The organism is Paraburkholderia sp. MPAMCS5 (assembly GCF_036016995.1).
Taxonomy (GTDB): Bacteria; Pseudomonadota; Gammaproteobacteria; order Burkholderiales; family Burkholderiaceae; genus Paraburkholderia.
In genome coordinates, this window is record NZ_JAYXBK010000013.1 from 103,251 (window position 1) to 125,321 (window position 22,071).

The 22,071-nt window shown below is 64.3% G+C and carries 16 protein-coding genes and 1 pseudogene; 10 read left to right on the forward strand and 7 right to left on the reverse strand.

Going from position 1 to position 22,071, the window contains the following annotated elements; genetic code table 11:
* Positions 1 to 266 precede the first annotated feature (266 nt).
* From VOM14_RS24350 to garD, 3 genes are all read right to left on the reverse strand, one after another.
* On the reverse strand, positions 267 to 1,220 hold the full coding sequence (locus tag VOM14_RS24350; protein ID WP_327631315.1) for an SMP-30/gluconolactonase/LRE family protein: 954 nt from the start codon (positions 1,218 to 1,220) through the stop codon (positions 267 to 269).
* A complete protein-coding gene (locus tag VOM14_RS24355) occupies positions 1,217 to 2,059 on the reverse strand; it encodes an NAD-dependent epimerase/dehydratase family protein (protein ID WP_327631316.1) in 843 nt (280 codons plus the stop codon). The genes VOM14_RS24350 and VOM14_RS24355 overlap by 4 nt, the downstream gene beginning before the upstream one ends.
* Before the next feature lie 134 nt (positions 2,060 to 2,193).
* Positions 2,194 to 3,783: a galactarate dehydratase gene (gene garD, locus VOM14_RS24360; RefSeq protein ID WP_327631317.1), complete on the reverse strand. Its 1,590-nt coding sequence runs from the start codon at positions 3,781 to 3,783 to the stop codon at positions 2,194 to 2,196.
* A gap of 215 nt (positions 3,784 to 3,998) precedes the next feature.
* On the opposite strand from garD, the gene kdgD reads away from it, so the two are divergent.
* The 3 genes and pseudogenes from kdgD (at position 3,999) to VOM14_RS24375 (ending at position 7,415) form a co-directional block, all read left to right on the forward strand.
* Positions 3,999 to 4,916, forward strand: a complete 918-nt coding sequence (kdgD, locus tag VOM14_RS24365; protein ID WP_327631318.1) for a 5-dehydro-4-deoxyglucarate dehydratase — start codon at positions 3,999 to 4,001, stop codon at positions 4,914 to 4,916.
* A 231-nt stretch (positions 4,917 to 5,147) separates the two neighbouring features.
* Positions 5,148 to 6,497: pseudogene (locus tag VOM14_RS24370) on the forward strand (MFS transporter).
* A 174-nt stretch (positions 6,498 to 6,671) separates the two neighbouring features.
* A complete protein-coding gene (locus VOM14_RS24375; RefSeq protein WP_327631319.1) occupies positions 6,672 to 7,415 on the forward strand; it encodes a FadR/GntR family transcriptional regulator in 744 nt (247 codons plus the stop codon).
* Between the two features lie 124 nt (positions 7,416 to 7,539).
* Here the strand turns inward: VOM14_RS24375 and VOM14_RS24380 are convergent, their stop codons facing one another.
* The gene (locus tag VOM14_RS24380; RefSeq protein ID WP_327631320.1) at positions 7,540 to 9,135 is read right to left on the reverse strand and encodes an aldehyde dehydrogenase (NADP(+)); all 1,596 of its coding nucleotides are present in this window, start codon (positions 9,133 to 9,135) and stop codon (positions 7,540 to 7,542) included.
* A 224-nt stretch (positions 9,136 to 9,359) separates the two neighbouring features.
* Here VOM14_RS24380 and garL point away from each other — a divergent pair, with 224 nt between their 5' ends.
* From garL to VOM14_RS24395, 3 genes are all read left to right on the forward strand, one after another.
* Positions 9,360 to 10,166 carry a 2-dehydro-3-deoxyglucarate aldolase gene (garL, locus tag VOM14_RS24385; protein WP_327631321.1) on the forward strand — a complete coding sequence of 269 codons (807 nt, stop codon included), beginning with the start codon at positions 9,360 to 9,362 and terminating at the stop codon, positions 10,164 to 10,166.
* Positions 10,167 to 10,211: 45 nt separating this feature from the next.
* Positions 10,212 to 11,117, forward strand: coding sequence for a 2-hydroxy-3-oxopropionate reductase (locus tag VOM14_RS24390; protein WP_327631322.1), 906 nt, complete (start codon positions 10,212 to 10,214; stop codon positions 11,115 to 11,117).
* A gap of 346 nt (positions 11,118 to 11,463) precedes the next feature.
* The gene (locus tag VOM14_RS24395) at positions 11,464 to 13,377 is read left to right on the forward strand and encodes a glycoside hydrolase family 28 protein (RefSeq protein WP_327631376.1); all 1,914 of its coding nucleotides are present in this window, start codon (positions 11,464 to 11,466) and stop codon (positions 13,375 to 13,377) included.
* Positions 13,378 to 13,508: 131 nt separating this feature from the next.
* Here the strand turns inward: VOM14_RS24395 and ilvD are convergent, their stop codons facing one another.
* The 3 genes from ilvD to VOM14_RS24410 all read right to left on the reverse strand — a co-directional run bounded on the left by ilvD (position 13,509) and on the right by VOM14_RS24410 (position 17,774).
* Complete coding sequence (gene ilvD, locus VOM14_RS24400) at positions 13,509 to 15,368, reverse strand: dihydroxy-acid dehydratase (RefSeq protein ID WP_327631323.1); 1,860 nt, start codon at positions 15,366 to 15,368, stop codon at positions 13,509 to 13,511.
* Between the two features lie 268 nt (positions 15,369 to 15,636).
* Complete coding sequence (locus VOM14_RS24405; RefSeq protein WP_327631324.1) at positions 15,637 to 16,935, reverse strand: MFS transporter; 1,299 nt, start codon at positions 16,933 to 16,935, stop codon at positions 15,637 to 15,639.
* A gap of 29 nt (positions 16,936 to 16,964) precedes the next feature.
* The gene (locus VOM14_RS24410; protein WP_327631325.1) at positions 16,965 to 17,774 is read right to left on the reverse strand and encodes an NAD-dependent epimerase/dehydratase family protein; all 810 of its coding nucleotides are present in this window, start codon (positions 17,772 to 17,774) and stop codon (positions 16,965 to 16,967) included.
* 527 nt (positions 17,775 to 18,301) lie between these two features.
* On the opposite strand from VOM14_RS24410, the gene VOM14_RS24415 reads away from it, so the two are divergent.
* The 4 genes from VOM14_RS24415 to VOM14_RS24430 all read left to right on the forward strand — a co-directional run bounded on the left by VOM14_RS24415 (position 18,302) and on the right by VOM14_RS24430 (position 21,961).
* A complete protein-coding gene (locus VOM14_RS24415) occupies positions 18,302 to 19,711 on the forward strand; it encodes a cytochrome ubiquinol oxidase subunit I (protein WP_327631326.1) in 1,410 nt (469 codons plus the stop codon).
* A 28-nt stretch (positions 19,712 to 19,739) separates the two neighbouring features.
* Positions 19,740 to 20,744 (forward strand): cytochrome d ubiquinol oxidase subunit II, encoded by a 1,005-nt coding sequence (cydB, locus tag VOM14_RS24420; protein WP_327631327.1) that lies wholly within the window; start codon positions 19,740 to 19,742, stop codon positions 20,742 to 20,744.
* Positions 20,719 to 20,871 carry a hypothetical protein gene (locus VOM14_RS24425; protein ID WP_327631328.1) on the forward strand — a complete coding sequence of 51 codons (153 nt, stop codon included), beginning with the start codon at positions 20,719 to 20,721 and terminating at the stop codon, positions 20,869 to 20,871. Before cydB ends, VOM14_RS24425 begins: the two co-directional genes overlap by 26 nt.
* A gap of 331 nt (positions 20,872 to 21,202) precedes the next feature.
* Entirely contained in the window at positions 21,203 to 21,961 is a 759-nt protein-coding gene (locus VOM14_RS24430; protein WP_327631329.1) for a response regulator transcription factor, read from the forward strand.
* Positions 21,962 to 22,071 lie beyond the last annotated feature (110 nt).

The following is a 22,071-nucleotide window of genomic DNA, read 5'->3' on the forward strand; positions in this document are numbered from 1 at the left end:
ATGGCCTGACAGGCTGAAATCACGTGGCGGCAAGGTGGCGAGCCGTCCAGCACAAAGAAATGAACGGACGATGATGCGCACGCACCTTCGTCGATTTTCCGTGGACATGCGTCAAAACCGTGGTATTGGCGCGACATGTTGTACGACGAGTGATGAATATACGCTTAATTTCAAGCAACCGGTGCCGCCCGCGACAACGGGGCGGCGCCCTGCGCGGCCTCGAATTCAGCCTCGAATCCAGACTCGAATCCAGCCTCGAACCCGCCTTAAAGCTCGCCGGCGAACTCCGGCTCAGGCAAGCCGCTCACGCCCGGACGGAGCGCGAACAGATGCCCGTCATGTTCGCTCGCGCCCGTTGCGGGACGAATCGACGTGACGAAAAGCGTGTCCAGATTAGGGCCGCCGAACGCGCACATGGCCGGCTTGATGGCGGGCACGGCGATCTGGCGGTCGAGCTTGCCTTGCGGTGTGAACCGCAGCAGCGCGCCGGCGTCGTTCGCGCAAATCCAATAGCAGCCGTCGGCATCCACGGCGGCGCCGTCTGGCCGGCCCACATAGTGGTTCAAATCCGCGAACACACGACGGTTGCGCGGCTCGCCGGTTTCGATGTCGTAGTCGAACGCCCAGATCTGTCTGCGCGACGGATGCGAGTCCGACAGATACAGCGTCGCGCCATCCGGCGACCAGCCCAGACCGTTTTGCGTGATCAGCCTGTCAACCACCGGCGCCGACAGCACGCCCTTCGCATCGAACCGGTATAGCGCGCCGGCCGGATTGGCCGCGGCCATGTCCTGCACCATCGTGCCGGCCCAGAAGCGGCCTTGCCGGTCGCAGCGGCCGTCGTTAAAACGCATGTCGCCGCACGCGAAGTCCGGCGCGGCGAGCTTGCGGCCCGTCACTTTCACCGGCTCGCCGGTGCGCGCGGCTTGCGTGGCGGCATGAGCCGAAGCCTCGTTCAGCGCGAACGCGAAAAGACCGGTTTCGCAGCCGGCCAGCACGGTGCCGCGACGATCGAACGCGATGCACGCGACTCTCTCCGGCAACAGCCATTCGGACCGCTCGCCCGCGTCGAGCGCGAGACGCACGATCTTTTGCGCCGGAATATCGACCCAATAAAGCGCCTGCTCCGCCGCGCGCCAGACCGGACTTTCGCCGACGAGCGCCGGCGCCTGGCCCGCGCCCTGGACGCGCTCGACTCGTGGATGGCCCGCCGCGCTCACCGCTTCGGCTCCATCGGACCGGCGAGCACGAACGCGCCGCCCTGGAAGCGCTGCGTGGGATCGTCGAGATCGGCAGTCGGCGTCGTGACCGGAAAGAGATGCTCGAATTCGACCGAGCTGTCCTGCGGACGAAAACCGAGAAACGCCGCCTTCGTGTTATCGACCCACTTGGTGCGGTTATCCGACACGCCATACACGATTGCGTGACCGACGCGATTGGTGAACAGCGAACAGCGCACCAGCTCGATGAAGTCGCGATAGCTGAGATACGTCACGAGCATGCGCGGGTTCTTCGGCTGCTCGAACGACGAGCCGATCCGCAGACACACGGTTTCCAGGCCGAAGCGGTCGAAGTAATAGCGCGACAGCGATTCGCCGAAGCATTTGGTCACGCCGTACAGGCTGTCGGGGCGCAACGGCGCGTCGGTATCGAGCACTTGCGTCACTGGATGAAAACCCACCGCGTGGTTCGAACTCGCGTACACGATGCGCTTCACGCCCTGCTTCTGCGCCGCCGAGTACAGGTTGTAGAGGCCGCGAATATTCGCTTCGATCAGGTTTTCGAAAGGCGCTTCGACGGAAATGCCGCCGAGGTGAATCACGGCGTCCACGCCTTCCAGCAGCGCGTGAACCGCGGCTTCGTCGGCGAGATCGACGATGAAGGCTTCCTCGTGCTCCGCCACCTCGCCGAGCGGCGCGATGTCGGTCACCCGCACGACGTCGGCCCACCCCGCGAGCGCGCCGCGCAGTTGCGTGCCGAGATTGCCGGCCGCTCCGGTGAGCAGAAGACGTCGGAAAGGTTTGTGTGCGGCGCCGCGCTCAGGATTCGAATCAGTCATGTCTTTCTATTGAAGGGATTACCCACTGTCATGGAGGCGAACGAGGCCTTGACGCCTTGACGCCTTGACGCATTGAAACCTCGAAGCCCTGAAACGCAACGAGCCGCGAAATCGCGGCCCGTCGAAACAGCCTGTCAGGTCACCGGCGCCGGGTTGAAGAGCGCCAGCGCATTATGCAGCTTGAGTTTCTCCGCACAGGTCTTCTTGCGTCCGCTCGCGACGTCGAGCATGAAGCGGAACAGCTCCCAACCCACCTCTTCGATCGTCGCCGAGCCCGTCGCGATGGTGCCCGCGTTGATATCCATCAGGTCATGCCAGCGGCGCGCGAGGTCGGAGCGCGTCGCCACCTTGATGACGGGCACTTCGGCGAGGCTGTACGGCGTGCCGCGGCCAGTGGTGAACACGTGCAGATTGATGCCGGCGGCAAGCTGCAGCGTGCCGCAGATAAAGTCGCTGGCCGGCGTGGCCGCGTAGATCAGCCCTTTCTCGCGCACTTTTTCGCCCGGCGACAACACGCCGGAAATCGCCGAGTTGCCCGACTTGATGATCGAGCCCATCGCCTTTTCGACGATATTCGACAGCCCGCCCTTCTTGTTGCCGGGCGTGGTGTTGGCGCTACGGTCCGCGCCGCCGCGCTTCAGATAATCGTCGTACCACTGCATCTCGCGGATGATCGCCGCCGCCACCTCCGGGTTAGCCGCGCGCGCCGTCAGCTGGTCGACGCCGTCGCGCACTTCGGTGACTTCGGAGAACATGACGGTCGCGCCCGCGCGCACCAGCAGATCGGTCGCGAAACCCACGGCCGGATTCGCCGTGAGGCCGGAGAACGCGTCGCTGCCGCCGCACTGCACGCCGACTACGAGATCCGCCGCCGAACACGTCTCGCGACGCCGGTTGTTCAGTCGCTTCAGATGCCCTTCGGCGGTTTTCATGATCGACTCGATCATCGACTGGAAGCCGACATGCGCTTCGTCCTGAAGCACGACCACGTCGCCGTTCTCGTCGGCGCCGAGCTCGCCGATGTCCGCGATCTCGCTCGGGTTCTGCGCCGATGCGATCGGAATCGTGCCCGGCGGCATCAGGCGTTCCGGCTGAAGCTTTTCGCAACCGAGGCTGACCATCATCACTTCGCCGCCGAAATTGGGGTTCAGCGCGATGTTGCGCACGGTGCGGATGGGCACCATCGCGTCGGGCGCGTCGATCGCCACGCCGCAGCCGTAGGTGTGGCCGAGGCTCACCACGTCGTCGACATTCGGATACTTCGGCAGCAGCTCGGACTTGATGCGCGCGACCGCGTGCTGAACCACGTCCGCCACACATTGCACGGTCGTCGTGATCGCGAGGATGTTGCGCGAGCCCACGGAGCCGTCCGCGTTGCGATAACCCTCGAAGGTGTAGCCGTCGAGCGGCGGCATGTCCGGCGCCTTGATCGTGGCGATGGGCAGATCCTCCAGCCCCGGCGGGCTCGGCATGCGGATCACGTGCTCGTTGATCCAGCTGCCTTTGGGCAGCGCCTTCAGCGCGTAGCCGATCACCACGTTATAGCGGATGACCTCGTCGCCTTCGGCCAGATCGGCGAGCGCGACCTTGTGACCTTGAGGCACGCGCTCGCGCAGCACGAGGCCGTCGGCGAAAACCGCGCCCTCGCCCAGGCCGCTGTCGTTCACGACGATCGCGACATTGTCATTGAGGTGAACGCGAATGTAGAGCGGGGAAAGTTCCATTGCATCGATCCTTATGGCGATTTACGCCTTCTGCGCCAGCTATTCATACGTCATCCTACAACATGAACGGGCTGAGGATGTTCCGTATTTACCCTATGACCAGTATTATGCCGCGAAAACATTGTTGAGTTAGGCGAATTGTTGTTGTACGATGACGTATAAGAAATCTTCATTTCTATTGATCTAACTTACACCGACGCTTGGATACACACATCATGACGACACCGCAGGAACTCAAGCAGATCGTTTCGGAAGGCCTTCTCTCCTTCCCCGTCACCGATTTCGACGAACAGGGCGAATTCCGCGCCGACACCTACGCGGAGCGCCTCGAATGGCTCGCTCCGTACGGCGCTTCGGCACTGTTCGTGGCCGGCGGCACGGGTGAATTCTTCTCGCTGACGCACAACGACTATTCCAACGTCGTGCGCACCGCGACGGAAGTCTGCCGCGGCAAGGTGCCGATTCTGGCCGGCGCGGGCGGCCCGACGCGCGTCGCGATCGAATACGCGAAGGAAGCCGAGCGCCACGGCGCGAACGGCATTCTGCTGATGCCGCACTATCTGACCGAAGCCTGCCAAGAAGGTATCGCCGCGCACGCCGAAGAAGTCTGCAAGTCGGTGCCGAACATGGGCGTGATCATCTACAACCGCGCCAATTCCAAGCTTAACGCCGACATGCTCGAAGGTCTGGCCGAGCGCTGCCCGAACCTGATCGGCTTCAAGGACGGCGTGGGCGAAATCGAGAACATGGTGACGATCCGCCGCCGTCTGGGCGACCGCTTCTCGTACCTCGGCGGCCTGCCGACCGCGGAAGTCTACGCCGCGGCTTACAAGGCGCTGGGCGTGCCGGTGTACTCGTCGGCGGTGTTCAACTTCATTCCGAAGACGGCCATGGACTTCTACCGCGCCATCGCCGCCGACGATCACGCGACGGTCGGCAAACTGATCGACGAATTCTTCCTGCCGTACCTGAAGATCCGTAACCGCCGCGCGGGCTACGCGGTCAGCATCGTCAAGGCCGGCGCGAAGCTGGTCGGCCACAGCGCCGGCCCCGTGCGCGCGCCGCTGACCGACCTGACCGAAGACGAAATGGCGCAACTCGACGCGCTCATCAAGACGCTCGGCTCGCAGTAATACCGCGCGCGTGGCCGGCTAGTCGATTATCCGGCGGCCACGCGAACAACAGGCACATCGAGGCCAAGCGCAGGGCCAAACGCAAAGCCGAACCCAAGCCGCACGAACAGCAGCGCAACGAGCGCCCGGAGACGCACCGTCGCCGGGCGTTTTTTGCAGATGCTTCCGGCGCGGCGGCAAGCCGCAACGGCCCGGACTCCGGTCCGTTGTACAAGAATTAAGGAGATAACCATGGAAATGAGCCGCACGGCAAATTCCGCAAGCGTCGCGAAGCGCACCAACGTCCGCTACGCGATCCTGCTGCTGATCTTTCTGATCACCACGTTCAACTACGCCGACCGCGCGACGCTGTCGGTCACCGGCACCGCGATGCGCACGGAGTTCGGCCTCGACGCGATCAGAATGGGCTACATTTTCTCCGCGTTCAGCTGGGCTTACGTGCTCGCGCAATTGCCGGCCGGCTGGCTGCTCGACCGCTTCGGTGCGCGGCGCGTGTACGCCGCGAGCATTTTCTTCTGGTCGCTCTTCACGCTGCTGCAAAGCTCGATCGGCCTGCTCGGCAGCGCGGCCGCCGCCGTGACGGGCCTTTTCGTGCTGCGTTTCGCGATGGGCGCGGCCGAATCGCCGGCCTTTCCGGCCAACGCAAAAGTCGTGGCGAGCTGGTTTCCGACCACCGAACGCGGCACCGCGTCGGCGATTTTCAACTCGGCGCAATACTTCGCCGCGGTCGTGTTCACGCCGCTGATGGCCTGGCTCACGCACGCGTTCGGCTGGCACATGGTCTACCTCGTGATGGGCGTGGCCGGACTGCTGCTCGCGCTCACGTGGCTCAAGGCGATGAAGAATCCCGCCGATCATCCGGGCGTGTCGGCCGCCGAGCTGGAGTACATCGAATAGGGCGGCGGCGTGGTGAACGGCCACCAGAAAGCGCGTCCGCACGACGTCGCGAAATCGGGCGGCTGGTTTCTCGTCCGTCAACTGCTGAGCAACCGGATGCTGCTCGGCGTCTATCTCGCGCAGTACTGCATCAACGTGCTGACGTATTTCTTCCTCACGTGGTTTCCTATCTACCTCGTGCAGGCGCGCGGGATGACCATTCTGCACGCGGGTCTCGTCGCGTCGCTGCCGGCGATCTGCGGATTTTCCGGCGGCGTCCTCGGCGGCGTGGTGTCGGACGCGCTGATCCGTCGCGGCCATTCGCTGACCGTCGCGCGCAAGGTGCCGATTGTCGGCGGCATGCTGCTGTCGGTGTCGATCATCGGCTGCAATTATGTTTCGACGGACTGGATCGTCGTCGCGCTGATGTCGCTCGCGTTCTTCGGCAAGGGCATCGGCGCGCTCGGCTGGGCGGTGGTCGCGGATACGTCGCCGAAGGAGGCGCTCGGTCTGTCGGGCGGCATCTTCAACATGTTCGGCAACGTGGCGGGCATCGTCACGCCGATCGTGATCGGCTACCTGGTGGCGCAAAGCGGCTCGTTCAATGGCGCGCTGGTGTTCGTCGGCGCGAATGCGCTGCTCACGGTGTTCAGCTACCTCGTGATCGTGAAGGACATCAAGCGCGTGGAACTGCGTCCGCAATAAGCGAAGCGCCGTGCTCATGGTTTCGCGCGGCCTGCCCGGCACCCGCCCGGCCCGCAGCCGGCGGCTGCCGGGAAGTTCTCAAAATGATCCGGCGTTTCTATAATCAGTCGTCAGACGACGGTATAATGGATCGTAGGAAATTTGTGCAACTATCTGATTCAAGGGGCGTTTTCGATGGCTACACCACTGGCGTCCGCCGTACCGCCACGACGCGCTCGTAATCTTGCCGAGCTCGTCGTCAATTACGTGACCGAGCAGATCGCGTCCAACGCGCTGAAGCCCGGCGACAAGCTGCCGACCGAATCGCAACTCATGGTCACGCTGAGCGTGAGCCGCACGGTCATTCGCGAAGCCATTTCGCGCCTGCAGGCAGGCAAGATCATCGAGACGCGGCATGGCATCGGCAGCTTCGTGCTCGAACCGCAGCGCGAAAAGCTCGGCATCGACATGGTGCCGGCTACCACGCTGCGCGACGTGTTGTCCATTCTCGAACTGCGCATCAGCCTGGAAACGGAATGCGCGGGTCTCGCCGCCCAGCGCGCCAAGTCCGAAGACCTCGCGCGCATGCGCGTCGCGCTCGACGCAATCGAAGCGACGCGGCACAACGGGCTCGACAGCGTCGACGCCGATTTGCAGTTTCATATCTCGGTGGCGCGCGCCACGGGCAACCGCTATTTCGTCGACATCCTGACGCAAATGGGCAGTGCGCTGATTCCACGCAACCGGCTCGATTCGGCCGGCATTGCGCGCGCGGAGCCGGACGCGTATCTGTCGCTCGTCAATCTGGAGCACGAAAGCATTCTCGAAGCGATCAGCCGGCACGACGCGGAAGGCGCGCGGGCCGCGATGCGCATGCATCTGTCGAATAGCCGCGAGCGTTTGCGTCGGGCGAACGAAACGGCTGAGACGAACAGCTGAAGAAACGGCCAGGCAACGGCGCTTGGCCGTTTTTTGCGGCTAAAGAGCAAAACAAAATGGCCGGAGAGTCGATCTCCCCGGCCATTTTTCATTTCAACCGCGGCTTGGCCGCGGTTCGACACGCTTAGCTCCGCGTGATCTCGCCATCGCGGCGGCGCCACAGGTCGAGCGGATTGCCGTCGGCCAGCGCTTGGGGCAACAGGTCGGCCGGGAAGTCCTGATAGCAGACCGGACGCAGGAAGCGCTCGATCGCGGTCGTGCCCACCGAGGTCGCGTGGCTATCGGAGGTCGCCGGGAACGGGCCGCCGTGGACCATCGCGTGACACACCTCGACGCCGGTCGGGAAGCCGTTGACCAGCAGCCGTCCGGCCTTGCGTTCGAGAATCGGCACGAGCTTGCGGGCTGCGGGCACATCGGCGGTGTCCATCTGGACGGTCGCCGTCAATTGGCCGGCAAAGTGCTCCGCCACTTGCAGCAACTCCTGCTCGTCCTTGCAGCGGATGATCGTCGATGCCGGTCCGAACACCTCGTCCTCCAGCGCCGGCGTGGCGAGGAAGGTTTGCGCGTCGGTCACGAACAGCGCCGCGCGCGCCTGGTTCGGGCCGGTCACGTCGACGCCGCGCGCCGCCGTTTCCACGCCCGTGGTCGCCGCCAGCTTGCCCTCGCCTTCCGCGTACGCCGAGTGGATGCCCGCCGTGAGCATGGTCTGGGCGGGCTTGCCCGTCAGCGCCTCGGACGCCACGGCGACAAAGCGCTTCAGCGCGTCGCTGTCGATGGCGATCGCAAGGCCCGGATTCGTGCAGAACTGGCCGGCGCCGAGCACCAGCGAATCGACGAAGCCGCGCGCGATGCCCTCGGTGCGCTGCGTGAGCGCGTTCGACAGCAGGAACACGGGGTTGATGCTGCTCATTTCCGCGTAGACCGGAATCGGTTCGGGACGCGCTGCCGCGACGCGCATCAGCGACAAGCCGCCCGCGCGCGAGCCGGTGAAGCCGACTGCCTTGATCGCCGGATGCGCGACGAGCGCTTCGCCGACCGAGTTGCCCGCGCCGACGATCAGCGAGAACACGCCTTCGGGCAAGTCCATTTCCTCTGCGACGCGCTGGATCACGCGGCCGACCATCTCCGACGTGCCGAGGTGAGCGCGGTGCGCCTTCACCACGACCGGGCAGCCAGCCGCGAGCGCCGCCGCCGTGTCGCCGCCGGCCACCGAGAACGCCAGCGGGAAGTTGCTCGCGCCGAACACCGCAACCGGGCCGAGCGGAATCTTCTGCATGCGCAGATCGGAACGCGGCAGCGGCTTGCGCTCCGGCAGCGCCGAGTCGAGCGTGGCGGCGAGCCACTGGCCTGAGCGCACCACTTGCGCGAACAGCTTGAGCTGACCGGTCGTGCGGCCGCGCTCGCCTTCGAGACGCGCCTTCGGCAAGCCCGATTCCTGCTGCGCGCGCTCGATCAGCGCGTCGCCCAAAGCAGTGATACCGTCGGCAATGCGCTCAAGAAATTCAGCGCGCACGGCGAGCGGCAATTGGCGGTACGAGTCGAACGCCTTGCCCGCCAGCTCGCACGCGAGGTTGACGTCTTCCGGCGTGCCGCTGCCGAAAACCGGCTCGGCGATGTCCGAACCCGTGGAAGGATTGAAGGCGTGCAGCGGTTTTTGCGCGCCGCGCACCGCCTTGCGGCCGATCAGCATGTCGCCGGTGATACCGGTGGAACTGGACATTTTTCTTTCCTTGGATTGGAGTCTAAAGATATAAGTCATCCTACAACACGGAGAACTGCTCGCGCAACCCAAACCGCCTCACGAAATGGGGAATTCGGGTTTACGTGGCCGTTACAACAGCGAGGCTGAGTGCTAATCTGGAACAAGACGTACGACGACCTATAACATGCCATGAGTCGTCGTCAGAGCCCGACCCGATCCATTGTCGTTCGAGGAATACGTTCATGCCAGCCGCGCCTTCCCAGCCCTACCAGTCTCTCCCCAATAGCTTTCGCCACGCGGTTCGCGGCGGCGATACCTTGATCGGCTGCTGGGCGTCGCTCGCCAGTCCGATCGTCACGGAAATGCTCGGCGTGCTCGGTTTCGACTGGATGCTGCTCGACGCCGAGCATGCACCCAATGACGTGCTCACGCTGATCCCGCAACTGATGGCGCTCAAGGACAGCCGCACCGCCCCGGTCGTGCGCCCGCCCGCCAATGACAGCGTGGTCATCAAACGTCTGCTGGACAGCGGCTTTTGCAACTTCCTCGTGCCATTCGTCGACGACGCCGACGACGCCGCGCGCGCCGTCGCCGCCACGCGCTATCCGCCGCAAGGCATTCGCGGCGTTTCCGTGGGGCACCGCGGCAACCGCTACGCGACGGTCCCCGACTACTTCGACATCGCCAACGACAACGTCTGCGTGATCGTACAGATAGAAAGCCGCAAAGCGGTGGACGCGATTGACGAGATCGTGGCTGTCGAAGGTGTCGACGCCGTGTTCGTCGGCCCGTCGGATCTGGCGGCCGCGTATGGGCATCTCGGCAATCCCGGGCATCCCGACGTGCAGCGGGCGATCGCGCGCGTGTTCGAGCGCGCGCAGGCCGCGGGCAAGCCGAGCGGCATTCTTGCACCGGTGCAAGCCGACGCCGAGCGCTATCTCGCGATGGGTTGCCGCGTCGTCTCGGTCTGCGCGGATCTCGGGCTTCTGAGAAACGCCGCGCAGGCGGTTCATCAACACTTCATCCAGAAACCGGCGGCCGAAGCCTGAGGCAACGCATCGATCAGGCATGAATCCACGTAAGCCGTGGCCGCCATGACATCTCCGGAGCATTCCATGCAAAAAGCAGGCTTTATCGGACTCGGCATCATGGGCAAGCCCATGGCTGCGAATCTTCTCAAGAACGGCGTCGCGCTCGCCGCCTTCACGCGCAGCGGCGTTCCCGACGATCTCACGCAAGCCGGCGCGAAGTCGTGCGACAGCCCGGCCGCGGTCGCCGGGCAGGCCGACGTGATCTTCATCATGGTGCCGGACACGCCGGATGTGGAGCGCGTGCTGTTCGGCGAAAACGGGCTCGCGGGCGCATTGCGCGCGGGGCAAACGGTGGTCGACATGAGTTCGATTTCGCCGATGGCCACACGCGATTTCGCCGCGCGCGTGCGCGAGACAGGCGCGGAGTATCTCGACGCGCCGGTCTCGGGCGGCGAAGTTGGCGCGAAGGCAGGTTCGCTCACCATCATGGTCGGCGGCGAGCAGGCAACCTTCGACAGCGTGAAGCCGCTGTTCGACATGATGGGCAAGAACGTCACGCTGATCGGCGCGGTCGGCGCGGGACAGGTCTGCAAGGTCGCGAATCAGGTGATCGTGGCGGCCACGATCGAGGCGGTCGGCGAAGCGCTGCTGCTCGCCTCCAAGGCCGGCGTCGATCCGGCGCGCGTGCGCGAGGCGCTGATGGGCGGCTTCGCGTCCTCGCGCATTCTCGAAGTGCACGGCGAGCGGATGACCAAACGCACCTTCGAGCCGGGCTTTCGCATCGAGCTGCATCAGAAGGATTTGAACCTGGCGCTGTCGACCGCGCAGGCACTCGGCGTCGCCTTGCCGAATACCGCGACCTGTCAGGCACTTTTCAACGCGTGCGTGGCGCACGGCGGCAAAGCGTGGGATCACTCCGCGATGGTGCGCGCGCTCGAAGTGCTCGCCAATCACGAGATCGGCCAATAAACGCACTAAAAACCCACTGACGGCGCACTGAAAACGCCTCAAGCGTTTGCCTTGTCCGGCAGCGCCGCTTCGCCCTGTTCGACGCCGATGAACGGGCCAGGCGGCGCGCGTTGCGTTCAACGCCTGCATGAGTCATCAACATTTTTTTCGATTTTTCATTTAATAAGGATGACGTAACGAAGGCGCTCGCGGCGCACCGCGCGCCTTCGCGCATCGACGACGATTCACAACGCCCGTAAAGGGCCAGGAGACATGTGTGGCACACCAACATGACAACACCGGCAAACGCGTCGCATCGAAAACCCTTGCTCAGGCCGAGCCGCATTCCCCGGCACGCCGGGCATTCATGGTGTTCGCCGGCACCTCCGCGGGCGCGACGATGCTCGGCGGACTGTCCGCATGCGGCGGCGGCGGCAGTTCCGGCCTGACGCCGGAAGACCCGATCTGGGGCAGCGACGGCGCCGCCACGCAAATCATCGCGGCGCTTGCGAACATCACGCAGTCGATGTTTCCCTCGCGCGATTTCCTCGTCACCCAATATGGCGCGCAGCCGTGCGCGGTGGTTGCCGCGACGAACCCGTACACGGGTGCTTCCTCGCCCGCGAGTCCGGGCTCGAATCAGACCAACGCCGCTTCGTCGTTCGACTCGCGGCCCGCGTTTCTCGCCGCGATTCAGGCAGCCAACGCGGCCGGCGGCGGACGCGTCGTGGTGCCGTCGGGCACGTGGTATTGCGCGGGACCGATCGTGCTGCTCAGCAACGTGAACTTCCATCTGAGCGCGAATTGCACGATCTATTTCAGCCCGAATCCCGCCGACTATGCGAAGGACGGCCCCGTGAACTGCGGCGCGAACGGCAACCTTTTCTACAGCCGCTGGCAGGCCAACGACTGCCTGAACTACGGCTCGCCCGTCTACGCGCGCAACCAGTCCAACATCGGGCTGAGCGGCGAGGACGCGACCTCGATTCTCAACGGTCAGGCGATGACGCCCTTCTCCGGCTCGGGCAACACGGCCACCTGCTGGTGGACCTTCAAGGGGTCGAACGGCGCGTACGGTTGCGTGAATTCGTCGACGCCCTCGCAGGTGTATCTGAACCCGAACAACGTCGACTTGCGCACCGCCGCGCCCGGCATTTCCGACACGCTCTACGCGCAGCTCACGAGCCCGACGACACCATGGCAGGAGGATCAGAACTATTTGCCCGCGCTTTCCGAAGCAGGCGTGCCGGTGGCGAAGCGTATCTTCGGCGTGGGTCACTATCTACGGCCGTGCATGGTCGAGTTCATCGGCTGCACGAATGTTCTGATGGAAAACTACTCCACGAATAACACGCCTTTCTGGCAGCATCATCCGACCGATTGCCGTAACGTCGTGATTCGCGGCGTGACGACGAACAGCATCGGCCCGAATAACGACGGCTTCGATCCCGATGCGTGCGATACCGTGCTCTGCGACGGCGTCACCTTCAACACGGGCGACGACTGCATCGCGATCAAATCGGGCAAGGATCTCGATACGCAATACGGCCCCGCGCAGAACCACGTGATCCAGAACTGCACGATGAACAGCGGCCACGGCGGCATCACGCTCGGCAGCGAAATGGGCGGCGGCGTGCAGAACGTCTATGCGCGCAATCTGCAGATGCTCAATCAGAACTGGGCGACGAATCCGCTGAACATCGCGATCCGCATCAAGACGAACATGAATCGCGGCGGCTTCGTGAAGAACTTTTATGTCGATAAGGTCACGCTGCCGAACGGCGTCGCGCTGAAAGGCGGCGGCTACGGCAGCGCGCTGCTCGCGGGCAGCCCGATCAACGGCAAGGTGCCGCTCGGCGTCGCCACGGCGGCGGCGTCCAACCCGTCGGCGGCACAAGGCGGCCTGATCACGTTCGACTGCGATTACCAGCCCGCCAACGACGCGATCCGAACCCGTCCCGCTGTCGTGCAGAACGTGAACATCTCGAACGTGCAGGCGAGCAACGTCACGCTGAACGGCGCGACGGGGTCGTGCTTCCAGGCGATCGTCGCGCAAGGCCCGGTCGCATTCGACTACAACGGCCCGGCCCCCACGCCGACCATCCCGCCGATCACGGGCGTCACGCTCTCCAACTGCAATCTCGGAACGGCGGTCAGCGCGGGGCCGGCCACGGCGACCACACCGGGGCCGATCTATGCGTACAACGTCAACGGGATTACGTTGAAGAACGTGGTGATCGGCTCGACGACGTACAACACGACGGTGGTCGATCAGCGTTAAGCGCATCGGAAGTTGCAAAAGCGGTTGCAAAAGCAGCGGCAAATGCAGGCAAAAAAAAAGCCGCTTTTCGGAGCGGCTTTTTTACTGACGGGCGTGAAGCCCGTCGCCAGATCAGGCGGGAGCAGGCGGGATCAGTCGTCCAGCAGCGACAGGTCGCGCACCGCGCCCTTGTCGGCCGACATCACCAGCTTCGCGTAGGCCTTCAGCGCCGCCGACACCTTGCGCGGACGCGGCTTGGCCGGCTTCCATCCCTTCGCGTTCTGTTCCTCGCGGCGGCTTGCCAGCTCGGCGTCGGACAGCAGCACGTCGATCGTGCGGCTCGGAATGTCGATGCGGATCTTGTCGCCGTCGCGCACCAGGCCGATCGCGCCGCCCGCCGCCGCTTCCGGCGAGCAGTGGCCGATGGACAGTCCCGACGTGCCGCCCGAGAAGCGGCCGTCCGTGAGCAACGCGCATGCTTTGCCGAGGCCTTGCGACTTGATATAGCTCGTCGGGTAGAGCATTTCCTGCATGCCGGGGCCGCCCTTCGGACCTTCGTAGCGCACGATCACCACATCGCCCGCCTTCACCTTGCCCGCGAGGATGTTCTCCACCGCCTCGTCCTGCGATTCGGTGACGTGAGCCGTGCCCTCGAACACCAGAATGCTTTCGTCGACGCCGGCGGTTTTCACCACGCAGCCGTCGAGCGCGATGTTGCCGGTCAGCACCGCGAGACCGCCTTCCTTCGAAAACGCGTGCTCATACGAGCGGATGCAGCCTTCGGCGCGGTCCGTGTCGAGACTCGGCCAGCGCGTGTTCTGGCTGAACGCGATCTGCGTCGGAACGCCAGCCGGACCCGCCATGTAGAAGGTGCGGACCGCTTCGTCCTGCGTGCGCACGATGTCCCATTGATCCAGCGCGTCCTTCAGCGTGGCCGCGTGCACCGTGGGCACGTCGGTGTGCAGCTTGCCCGCGCGGTCCAGCTCGCCGAGGATCGCCATGATGCCGCCCGCGCGATGCACGTCTTCGATGTGGTACTTGTTGGTGTTCGGCGCGACCTTGCACAACTGCGGCACGACGCGCGACAGGCGGTCGATGTCGGTCATCGTGAAGTCGATCTCCGCTTCGCGCGCGATGGCCAGCAGGTGCAGGATCGTGTTGGTCGAGCCGCCCATCGCGATGTCCAGCGTCATCGCGTTTTCGAATGCCTTGAAGCCCACCGCGCGCGGCAGGATGCCCGCCTGTTCCTGCTCGTAATACTGGCGGGCCAGTTCCACGATGCGGCGTCCGGCGCGCTTGAAGAGCTGCTCGCGGTCCGCGTGCGTGGCGACCACCGTGCCGTTGCCCGGCAACGAGAGACCTAGCGCCTCGGTGAGGCAGTTCATCGAGTTGGCCGTGAACATGCCCGAGCACGAACCGCAGGTCGGGCAGGCGGAGCGTTCGACCTCGGCCACGTCGGCGTCGGAATAGCTCTTGTCGGCGGCGATCACCATCGCGTCCACCAGGTCGAGCTTCTTCAGTTCGATGGTGCCGGTTTTCGGATTGGCGAGGCGCGTCTTGCCGGCTTCCATCGGGCCGCCCGACACGAAGATCACCGGAATGTTCAGGCGCATCGCGGCCATCAGCATGCCGGGGGTGATCTTGTCGCAGTTCGAGATGCACACCATCGCGTCGGCGCAATGTGCATTGACCATGTATTCCACCGAATCCGCGATGATGTCGCGGCTCGGCAGCGAATACAGCATGCCGTCGTGGCCCATGGCGATGCCGTCATCGACGGCGATGGTGTTGAACTCCTTGGCGACGCCGCCCGCGGCCTCGATCTCGCGCGCGACAAGCTGGCCGAGGTCCTTCAGGTGGACATGGCCAGGCACGAACTGGGTGAACGAATTGACGACGGCGATGATCGGCTTCGAGAAGTCTTCGTCTTTCATGCCGGTGGCGCGCCACAGCGAGCGCGCCCCCGCCATGTTGCGGCCGGCGGTGGAAGTTTTGGAACGGTATGCGGGCATCGTGGTTGTTGGAAAAATATCGCTTGAAGGAAGCGGGCCACGGGAGTGAAGGCCCCTTGCGCGCCCGTGCAAACAACCTTTTGAGCCGCGCTCCGGGCAAACCGCGCAATTATCCCACAGCCCTTGCAGGCGTGCGGTTTGGGCGTGCGGTGTGGGCGGCATTGAAGCGTGCCCAAGAAAAAAGCGGCGCCCGAACCCGAGCGCCGCCTGCCGATTCCGCTCAACGCTAAACGTCACGCGCAATCATGCCGGTACGACTCGCCGACACTTACTTGATGGCGACCGGACCGCCCGTTTCCGACCAGCGCGGCTCGGGCGCCTTGTCGTTGCTTTTCGCGAGCAGGCACACCACGCCGGCGGCGACGATGTCGAACACCGCGAGCAGCACGAACAGAGGGCTATAGCCGACCTGCGTGACCAGCACGCCGAACAACGCCGTGAAAGCCGCCGCGCCCAGATAGCCGGCCATGCCGCCCATGCCCGTCGCAGTGGCGACTTCGTTCTTGCCGAACACATCGGAGGTGATCGCGTAGAGCGCGCCCGACAAGGTCTGATGCGCGAAGCCGCCGACGCACAGCAGCGCGACCGCCACATACGGACTCGCCACGAGGCCCACGCACGCCGGTCCGATCATGCACAACGCGCCGACCACGAACACCATCTTGCGCGACGTGAACAGCGACACCTTCGCGTACTTGTGAAAAAACGGGCTCAGATAGCCGCCCAGGACGCAGCCGATATCCGCCGCGAGAAACGGCATCCACGCATACAGCGCGACTTCCTTCAGGTTCATGTGACGCTCGGTCATCATGTAGAGCGGAATCCACGCGTTGAAGGTCTGCCAGGCCGGCTCGGACAGAATGCGCGGAATGCCGATCGCCCAGAAGTCGCGGCTTCGCAGCATGGCGAGCCAGTTGCGCCGGGGCGCGCCGTCGTCGCTATGTTTCGCTTCCTGGCCGCTGAGAATGTAGTCGCGCTCCGCGTCGCCCAGCAGTTTCTGCTTGCGCGGATGCTTGTACAGCGCCATCCACACGACGCTCCACACGATCCCCGCCACGCCAACGATCACGAACGCCAGTTGCCACTGGCCATGCAGCAGCGCCCACACCACCAGCGGCGGCGCGAGCACCGCACCGATCGACGAGCCGATGTTGAACCAGCCGATCGCGACCGAACGCTCCTTGGCCGGGAACCACTCGCTCGTCGCCTTGACGCCGGCGGGAATGCCCGCCGCCTCGGCAATGCCGAGCAGGCCGCGGAAGAACGCGAGACTGCGCCAGCCCGTCGACCACGCCGCCGCCGCGCAAGCCAGCGACCACGCCAGCGCGAACGCTGCGAAGCCGAGCTTCGTGCCGACCGTATCGAGCACGAAGCCCGCGACCGGCTGCATGAACGCATAGCAAAGCTGCCACGCGACGACCACGTGCGAATACTGCTCCGTGGTGATGTGAAGGTCGTTCATCAACGTCGGCGCGGCCACCGACAACGTATTGCGCGCCAGGTAATTGATGATGAGCCCGGCGGCGACCAGACTAACCATCCACCAGCGGATTCCCTTGATCTTCATTGCTGCGTCTCCTGGTAATGCCTGAACTGTCAGGACTTGCGTGCCACGTCCTTGCGCGAATAATCGATGCCGACAAAACCGCCGCCCTGGAAGCGCTGTCCGAGCGCGTCGAGCGGATTCGGGCGCGACAGGATGTCGTCGGCGAAATCTTCGGCGTTTTGCGTCGGCTGGTAGCCGAGGCGCGCGGCGCCGCTGTTGTCCCACCAGCTGCGCCGGTTGGCCGACACGCCCCAGACGGTGAGGAAGCCGACGTCTTCGGCCTCCACGCAGCGGTCGAGGAAATGCATCAGATCCTGATGGCCGAACCACGTGCTCAGATGCCGCGGCTCGGTCGGACGTTCGAGACAACTGCCGATGCGCACGCACACGCTTTCGATGCCGTGCTTGTCCCAATACATGCGCGCGAGCGCTTCGCCCCACACCTTGCTCAAGCCGTAAAAGCCGTCGGGGCGCAACTCGCAGTCGAGACTGAGATGCTCGGTGACCGGATACATGCCGATCGCGTGATTCGAACTCGCGAACACGATGCGCTTCACGCCGTGCCGGCGCGCGCCCTCGTACACCTCGACGAGACCGCGCAGATTGTTTTCGATGATTTCGGGCAGCGGGCGCTCGACGCTCGTTCCCGCGAAATGGATCAGCACATCCACGCCGTCGAGCAGCCGATCCACCACCGCCGGATCGCGCAGGTCGCCGTGCATCACGTCCTCGCCTTCGACCAGAGGCGTCAGCGCTTTCGAGCCGGCCGCCGAGCGCAGCGGCGTGCCGCGCGCGATCATGGCGGCGCGCACGACCGAGCCGAGCTGACCGCCGGCGCCACTCAGGGCAATCTTTTTCATGGAGGGTTCCTTTGCTGCACCGGCTGGCCGTCGGTGGAAGATTTAAGTTGTACGATAACGTACTATCGTCCATCCAGAAACGGATTTCAACTAGGCATTTACCCGGAGGCACATGAATGGTGCGTCGCTTTAATTTTGGCGAATCAGAGACTTACCATTCAATTATTTATGTGATGTCGTATAACTTTGCGAATCATTTGGCGTCGCAAATCACGCCGCCTCTGCTCGCCCCTGCGCAAGCCGCCCGATTCGTCCACGTGCTTTGCTGCTACGCGGTCGATTGCCGCACTTTCCCTGCTGCGCCATAAAAACACGCGCCACAATCAATCAGAAAAAACTGATAAAGATCAAATGCTTGCAGGCACAAAACCGCAAAAAATCGTAAAACAACGTGGTTTTTTGACGCACGTCGCGTTGCAGCATAAATCCCGCGCTTCCCCTAATCTTCGGCCATCTGCGAAACGCAGAGCGCACCGACACCGGTCGACGCGCGTAGTCCATCCACGCGGCACCACGCCCTCACGATCATGAACTCCGCAATTTCGGCATTCGACCTCGCCCGCATCCAGTTTGCGTTTACGGTCTCGTTTCACATCGTTTTTCCGGCGCTGAGCATCGGTCTCGCGAGCTTCATCGCCGTGCTCGAATGGCGCTGGCTCAAAACCGGCAAGGCCTACTACAAAGATCTTTGCCTGTTCTGGTCGAAGATCTTCGCCGTGGCCTTCGGCATGGGCGTCGTCTCCGGCGTCGTCATGAGCTATCAGTTCGGCACCAACTGGTCGGGCTTTTCCAGTTTCGCCGGGCCCGTCACCGGACCTCTTTTGATGTACGAGGTCATGACGGCGTTTTTCCTCGAAGCCGGCTTCCTCGGCATCATGCTGTTCGGCTGGCAGCGCGTGAGCCCGCGCGCGCACTTCGGCGCGACGCTGATGGTCGCGGTCGGCACGCTGATCTCCACCTTCTGGATTCTCGCGTCCAATAGCTGGATGCAAACGCCGCAAGGTTTCGAAGTCGTGAACGGCCAGGTCGTGCCGCTCGACTGGTTCAAGATCATCTTCAATCCGTCGTTCCCGTACCGGCTCGCGCATATGGCGCTGGCGGCGTTCATCGTCGCGGGGCTGGTGGTGGCGGCGGTCGGCGCATGGCATTTGCTGCGCGGACGGCGCGATCCGGCCGTCAGGAAGATGTTCTCGATGGCGCTCTGGCTGCTGCTGATTCTCACGCCGATCCAGGCGTTCGTCGGCGATCAGCATGGTTTGAACACGCGCGAATATCAGCCGGCAAAGATCGCGGCGATCGAAGGTCTGTGGGACACCGAGAAAGGCGGCACCGCGCTCAACCTGTTCGGCATTCCCGACATGCAGGCGGAGACCACACGCTACGCGGTGTCGATTCCGCACCTCGGCAGCCTGATTCTCACGCATAGCTGGGACGGCGAAATTCGCGGCCTGAAGGAATTCCCGCCGCAAGACCGCCCGAACTCGACGGTGGTGTTCTGGAGCTTTCGCATCATGGCCGGCCTCGGCGTGCTGATGATCGCGATGTCGCTCGCCGCCTGGGCGCTGCGCCGCCGCGAACGCCTGTTCGAATCGAAGTGGTTCCAGCGCTTTGCGCTCGCGATGGGCCCGAGCGGTTTCATCTCGCTGCTCGCGGGCTGGGTCACGACGGAAGCGGGCCGCCAGCCGTGGGTCGTGTATGGCGTGATGCGCACGTCGCAAGCCGTGTCGCCGCTCACCGCGCAACAGGTCGGCATTTCGCTGATGGCGTTCGTGGTCGTCTATTTCCTCGTGTTCGGCACGGGCATCTATTACATGCTCAAGCTGATGCGCTCCGGTCCGGCGTTGCCCGGACAGACGCCGCACGGCGTGCCGCAGCACACGCCGGCTCAGACGGCGCGCCGCCCCTTCTCCGCCGCCGATCAGATGATCGATGCCTGACTTCCGCACTCTTTCACCGGGACAGAAAATGGACGTAACCGTAGTGTGGGCCGCGATCATCGCGCTAGGCCTTTTCATGTATGTGGTGCTGGACGGCTTCGATCTGGGCATCGGCATCGTCTTCCCGTTTTTCCCCGACGAAAAGGAACGCGACCTGATGATGAACACCGTCGCGCCCGTCTGGGACGGCAACGAAACCTGGCTCGTGCTCGGCGGCGCGGCGCTTTTCGCGGTCTTCCCCATGGTGTATTCGACCGTGTTGTCGGCGCTTTATCTGCCGCTCGTCTTCATGCTCGTGTGCCTGATTTTTCGCGGCATGTCGTTTGAAATTCGCGCGAAGGCCAATCGCACCAAGCACCTGTGGGATCTGGCGTTCATCGGCGGCTCGGCGGGCGCCGCGTTTTTCCAGGGCGTCGCGCTGGGCGCGTTCCTGCAAGGCATTCCGGTCGAGGCCGGCGCGTATGCCGGCGACGCGTTCGGCTGGCTCACGCCGTTCAGCCTGCTGACGGGCCTCGGGCTCGTCGTCACGTACGCGTTGCTGGGCTGCTGCTGGCTGGTCGCGAAAACCGAAGGCGACCTGCAGCGCCGCCTGCACCGCGTGGTGTGGCCGCTCACGATCGTGCTGCTCGGCTTCATCGCGATGGTGAGCCTGTGGACGCCGCTGCAAGAACCGAACATCGCGCAACGCTGGTTCCACGACGGCCTCTTCTACCGGCTGCTGCCCGTGCCGTTCCTCGTCGCCGCCTGCGTGTTCTTCATGCGGCGCGCGGTGCGCGAGCGGCATCACAACACGCCGTTCGCGCTCGCGCTGCTGCTGGTGCTGCTCGGTTACGCGGGGCTGCTGGTGAGCCTGTGGCCGTATGCGATTCCGTCGAGCGTGACGCTGTGGGAAGCGGCCGCGCCGCGCACCAGCCAGACGTTCACGCTGGTCGGCGCGGCAGTGATTCTGCCGGTCATCGTCGCTTATACGACGATGGGTTACTGGGTTTTTCGCGGCAAGGTGCGTCATGGCGACCAACATCACTATCACTGAGTCCGCGCGCAAGCTGCCGGGCTGGCTCTGGTTCATCGCGCTGTGGTGCTTCGGCGTGGGCTCGGCGATGTCGCTCGGGTTCGCGTTCAAGCTCTTCATGAACGCCACGCTGTTCGCTGTCAAATGACGGTTTCGGGCGCGCGTCTTCCGCGCGCCGCTGCTCGGGTCGCGCCATGAGCCGCCTCGCATAACCTTCCGAATCCCGCCGCCGCCGCTTAAAAAAGCGCGCGCGCGGCTCGTCTACGTAGCAAGCCGGAACCGAAGCGCGAGAGAGACCCAGGACAAAACCGTGGCGCCGGCGATCCCACACACGGGGAATGAGCGGCACGCCGCGCCGCGCCGATCGGCTGATGAAACGCGGGGTAGCCGGCCATGATGCGATTCACGACAATAGAAGTAAAACGAGACCCAGCAACGGCGGCAGTCCACAACGCGCAAGCCCGACTCGTGGAGACATCATGAAGTTTCTTGTGGCGGACGACCATGAACTGATCCGGCAAGGCGTCAAGGGAATGCTTCGCGGTCTCGACGCCGACGCCCAATTCGACGAAGCCGACAGTTGGGAAACTCTCGCCGCTGCCGCGCGGCCCGACGCCGATCACGACCTTGCGATCGTCGATCTGCATATGCCGGGCATGAGCGGCGCGTCATCGCTGGAAATGCTGTTGAAGGCGAATCCCGCGCTGCCGGTCGTCGTGCTCTCTGCCGAAGAGTCGCCCGACGAAATGCGCGCGGTGCTGGCCGCAGGCGCGCTCGGCTTCGTGCCGAAGCGTCAGCCCGCGAGCGTGATGATGAAGGCGATCGAACTCGTGCTGTCGGGCGGCGCTTATGTGCCGATGGAAGCGCTGAGTCTGCTCGGCTCGCGCGACGCGCCATCCACGGAAAGTTGCGCGCCAGGCGCGGTAGGCGGCGGCTCGGCGGCAGGCGCAACCGCGGCCGGCCCGAGCAGCGCCACGCTGGTGGAACCCGTCGCACAGCTCCAGGCGTTGCAGCCGCATCAGCAGCACTTGCTGGAAAATCTGTCGCCGCGTCAGCAGGAGATCATGCGGCTCGTGCATCGCGGCTGGACCAACAAGATGATCGCGCGCGAACTCGGCGTGGCCGAGGGCACGGTGAAGGTGCATCTGTCGGTGATCTTCCGGGCGCTCGGCGTGCACAACCGGTCGACGGCCATCGCCGTGATCAACGGCTGGCTGGAGGCGGGGAAAACGCTGTAGTGAAGCGCCGCGGCGCGGCGGCACGGGCGGGGCGCAGGCGAAGCACACGCGAGGTGCGGGCGAAGCACTGGCGAGGTGCAAGCGAGACACCCGCGAAGCACACGCGCGGC

Excerpts from the sequence above, each read along its gene's own strand:
- kdgD (WP_327631318.1), top strand. The coding sequence starts at position 3,999 with ATGACGACACCGCAGGAACTCAAGCAGATCGTTTCGGAAGGCCTTCTC.
- VOM14_RS24430 (WP_327631329.1), top strand. The coding sequence starts at position 21,203 with ATGAAGTTTCTTGTGGCGGACGACCATGAACTGATCCGGCAAGGCGTC.
- VOM14_RS24425 (WP_327631328.1), top strand. The coding sequence starts at position 20,719 with ATGGCGACCAACATCACTATCACTGAGTCCGCGCGCAAGCTGCCGGGC.
- VOM14_RS24355 (WP_327631316.1), bottom strand. The coding sequence starts at position 2,059 with ATGACTGATTCGAATCCTGAGCGCGGCGCCGCACACAAACCTTTCCGA.
- VOM14_RS24380 (WP_327631320.1), bottom strand. The coding sequence starts at position 9,135 with ATGTCCAGTTCCACCGGTATCACCGGCGACATGCTGATCGGCCGCAAG.
- VOM14_RS24395 (WP_327631376.1), top strand. The coding sequence starts at position 11,464 with ATGGTGTTCGCCGGCACCTCCGCGGGCGCGACGATGCTCGGCGGACTG.
- cydB (WP_327631327.1), top strand. The coding sequence starts at position 19,740 with ATGGACGTAACCGTAGTGTGGGCCGCGATCATCGCGCTAGGCCTTTTC.
- ilvD (WP_327631323.1), bottom strand. The coding sequence starts at position 15,368 with ATGCCCGCATACCGTTCCAAAACTTCCACCGCCGGCCGCAACATGGCG.
- garL (WP_327631321.1), top strand. The coding sequence starts at position 9,360 with ATGCCAGCCGCGCCTTCCCAGCCCTACCAGTCTCTCCCCAATAGCTTT.
- VOM14_RS24410 (WP_327631325.1), bottom strand. The coding sequence starts at position 17,774 with ATGAAAAAGATTGCCCTGAGTGGCGCCGGCGGTCAGCTCGGCTCGGTC.
- VOM14_RS24390 (WP_327631322.1), top strand. The coding sequence starts at position 10,212 with ATGACATCTCCGGAGCATTCCATGCAAAAAGCAGGCTTTATCGGACTC.
- VOM14_RS24375 (WP_327631319.1), top strand. The coding sequence starts at position 6,672 with ATGGCTACACCACTGGCGTCCGCCGTACCGCCACGACGCGCTCGTAAT.
- VOM14_RS24405 (WP_327631324.1), bottom strand. The coding sequence starts at position 16,935 with ATGAAGATCAAGGGAATCCGCTGGTGGATGGTTAGTCTGGTCGCCGCC.
- garD (WP_327631317.1), bottom strand. The coding sequence starts at position 3,783 with ATGGAACTTTCCCCGCTCTACATTCGCGTTCACCTCAATGACAATGTC.
- VOM14_RS24415 (WP_327631326.1), top strand. The coding sequence starts at position 18,302 with ATGAACTCCGCAATTTCGGCATTCGACCTCGCCCGCATCCAGTTTGCG.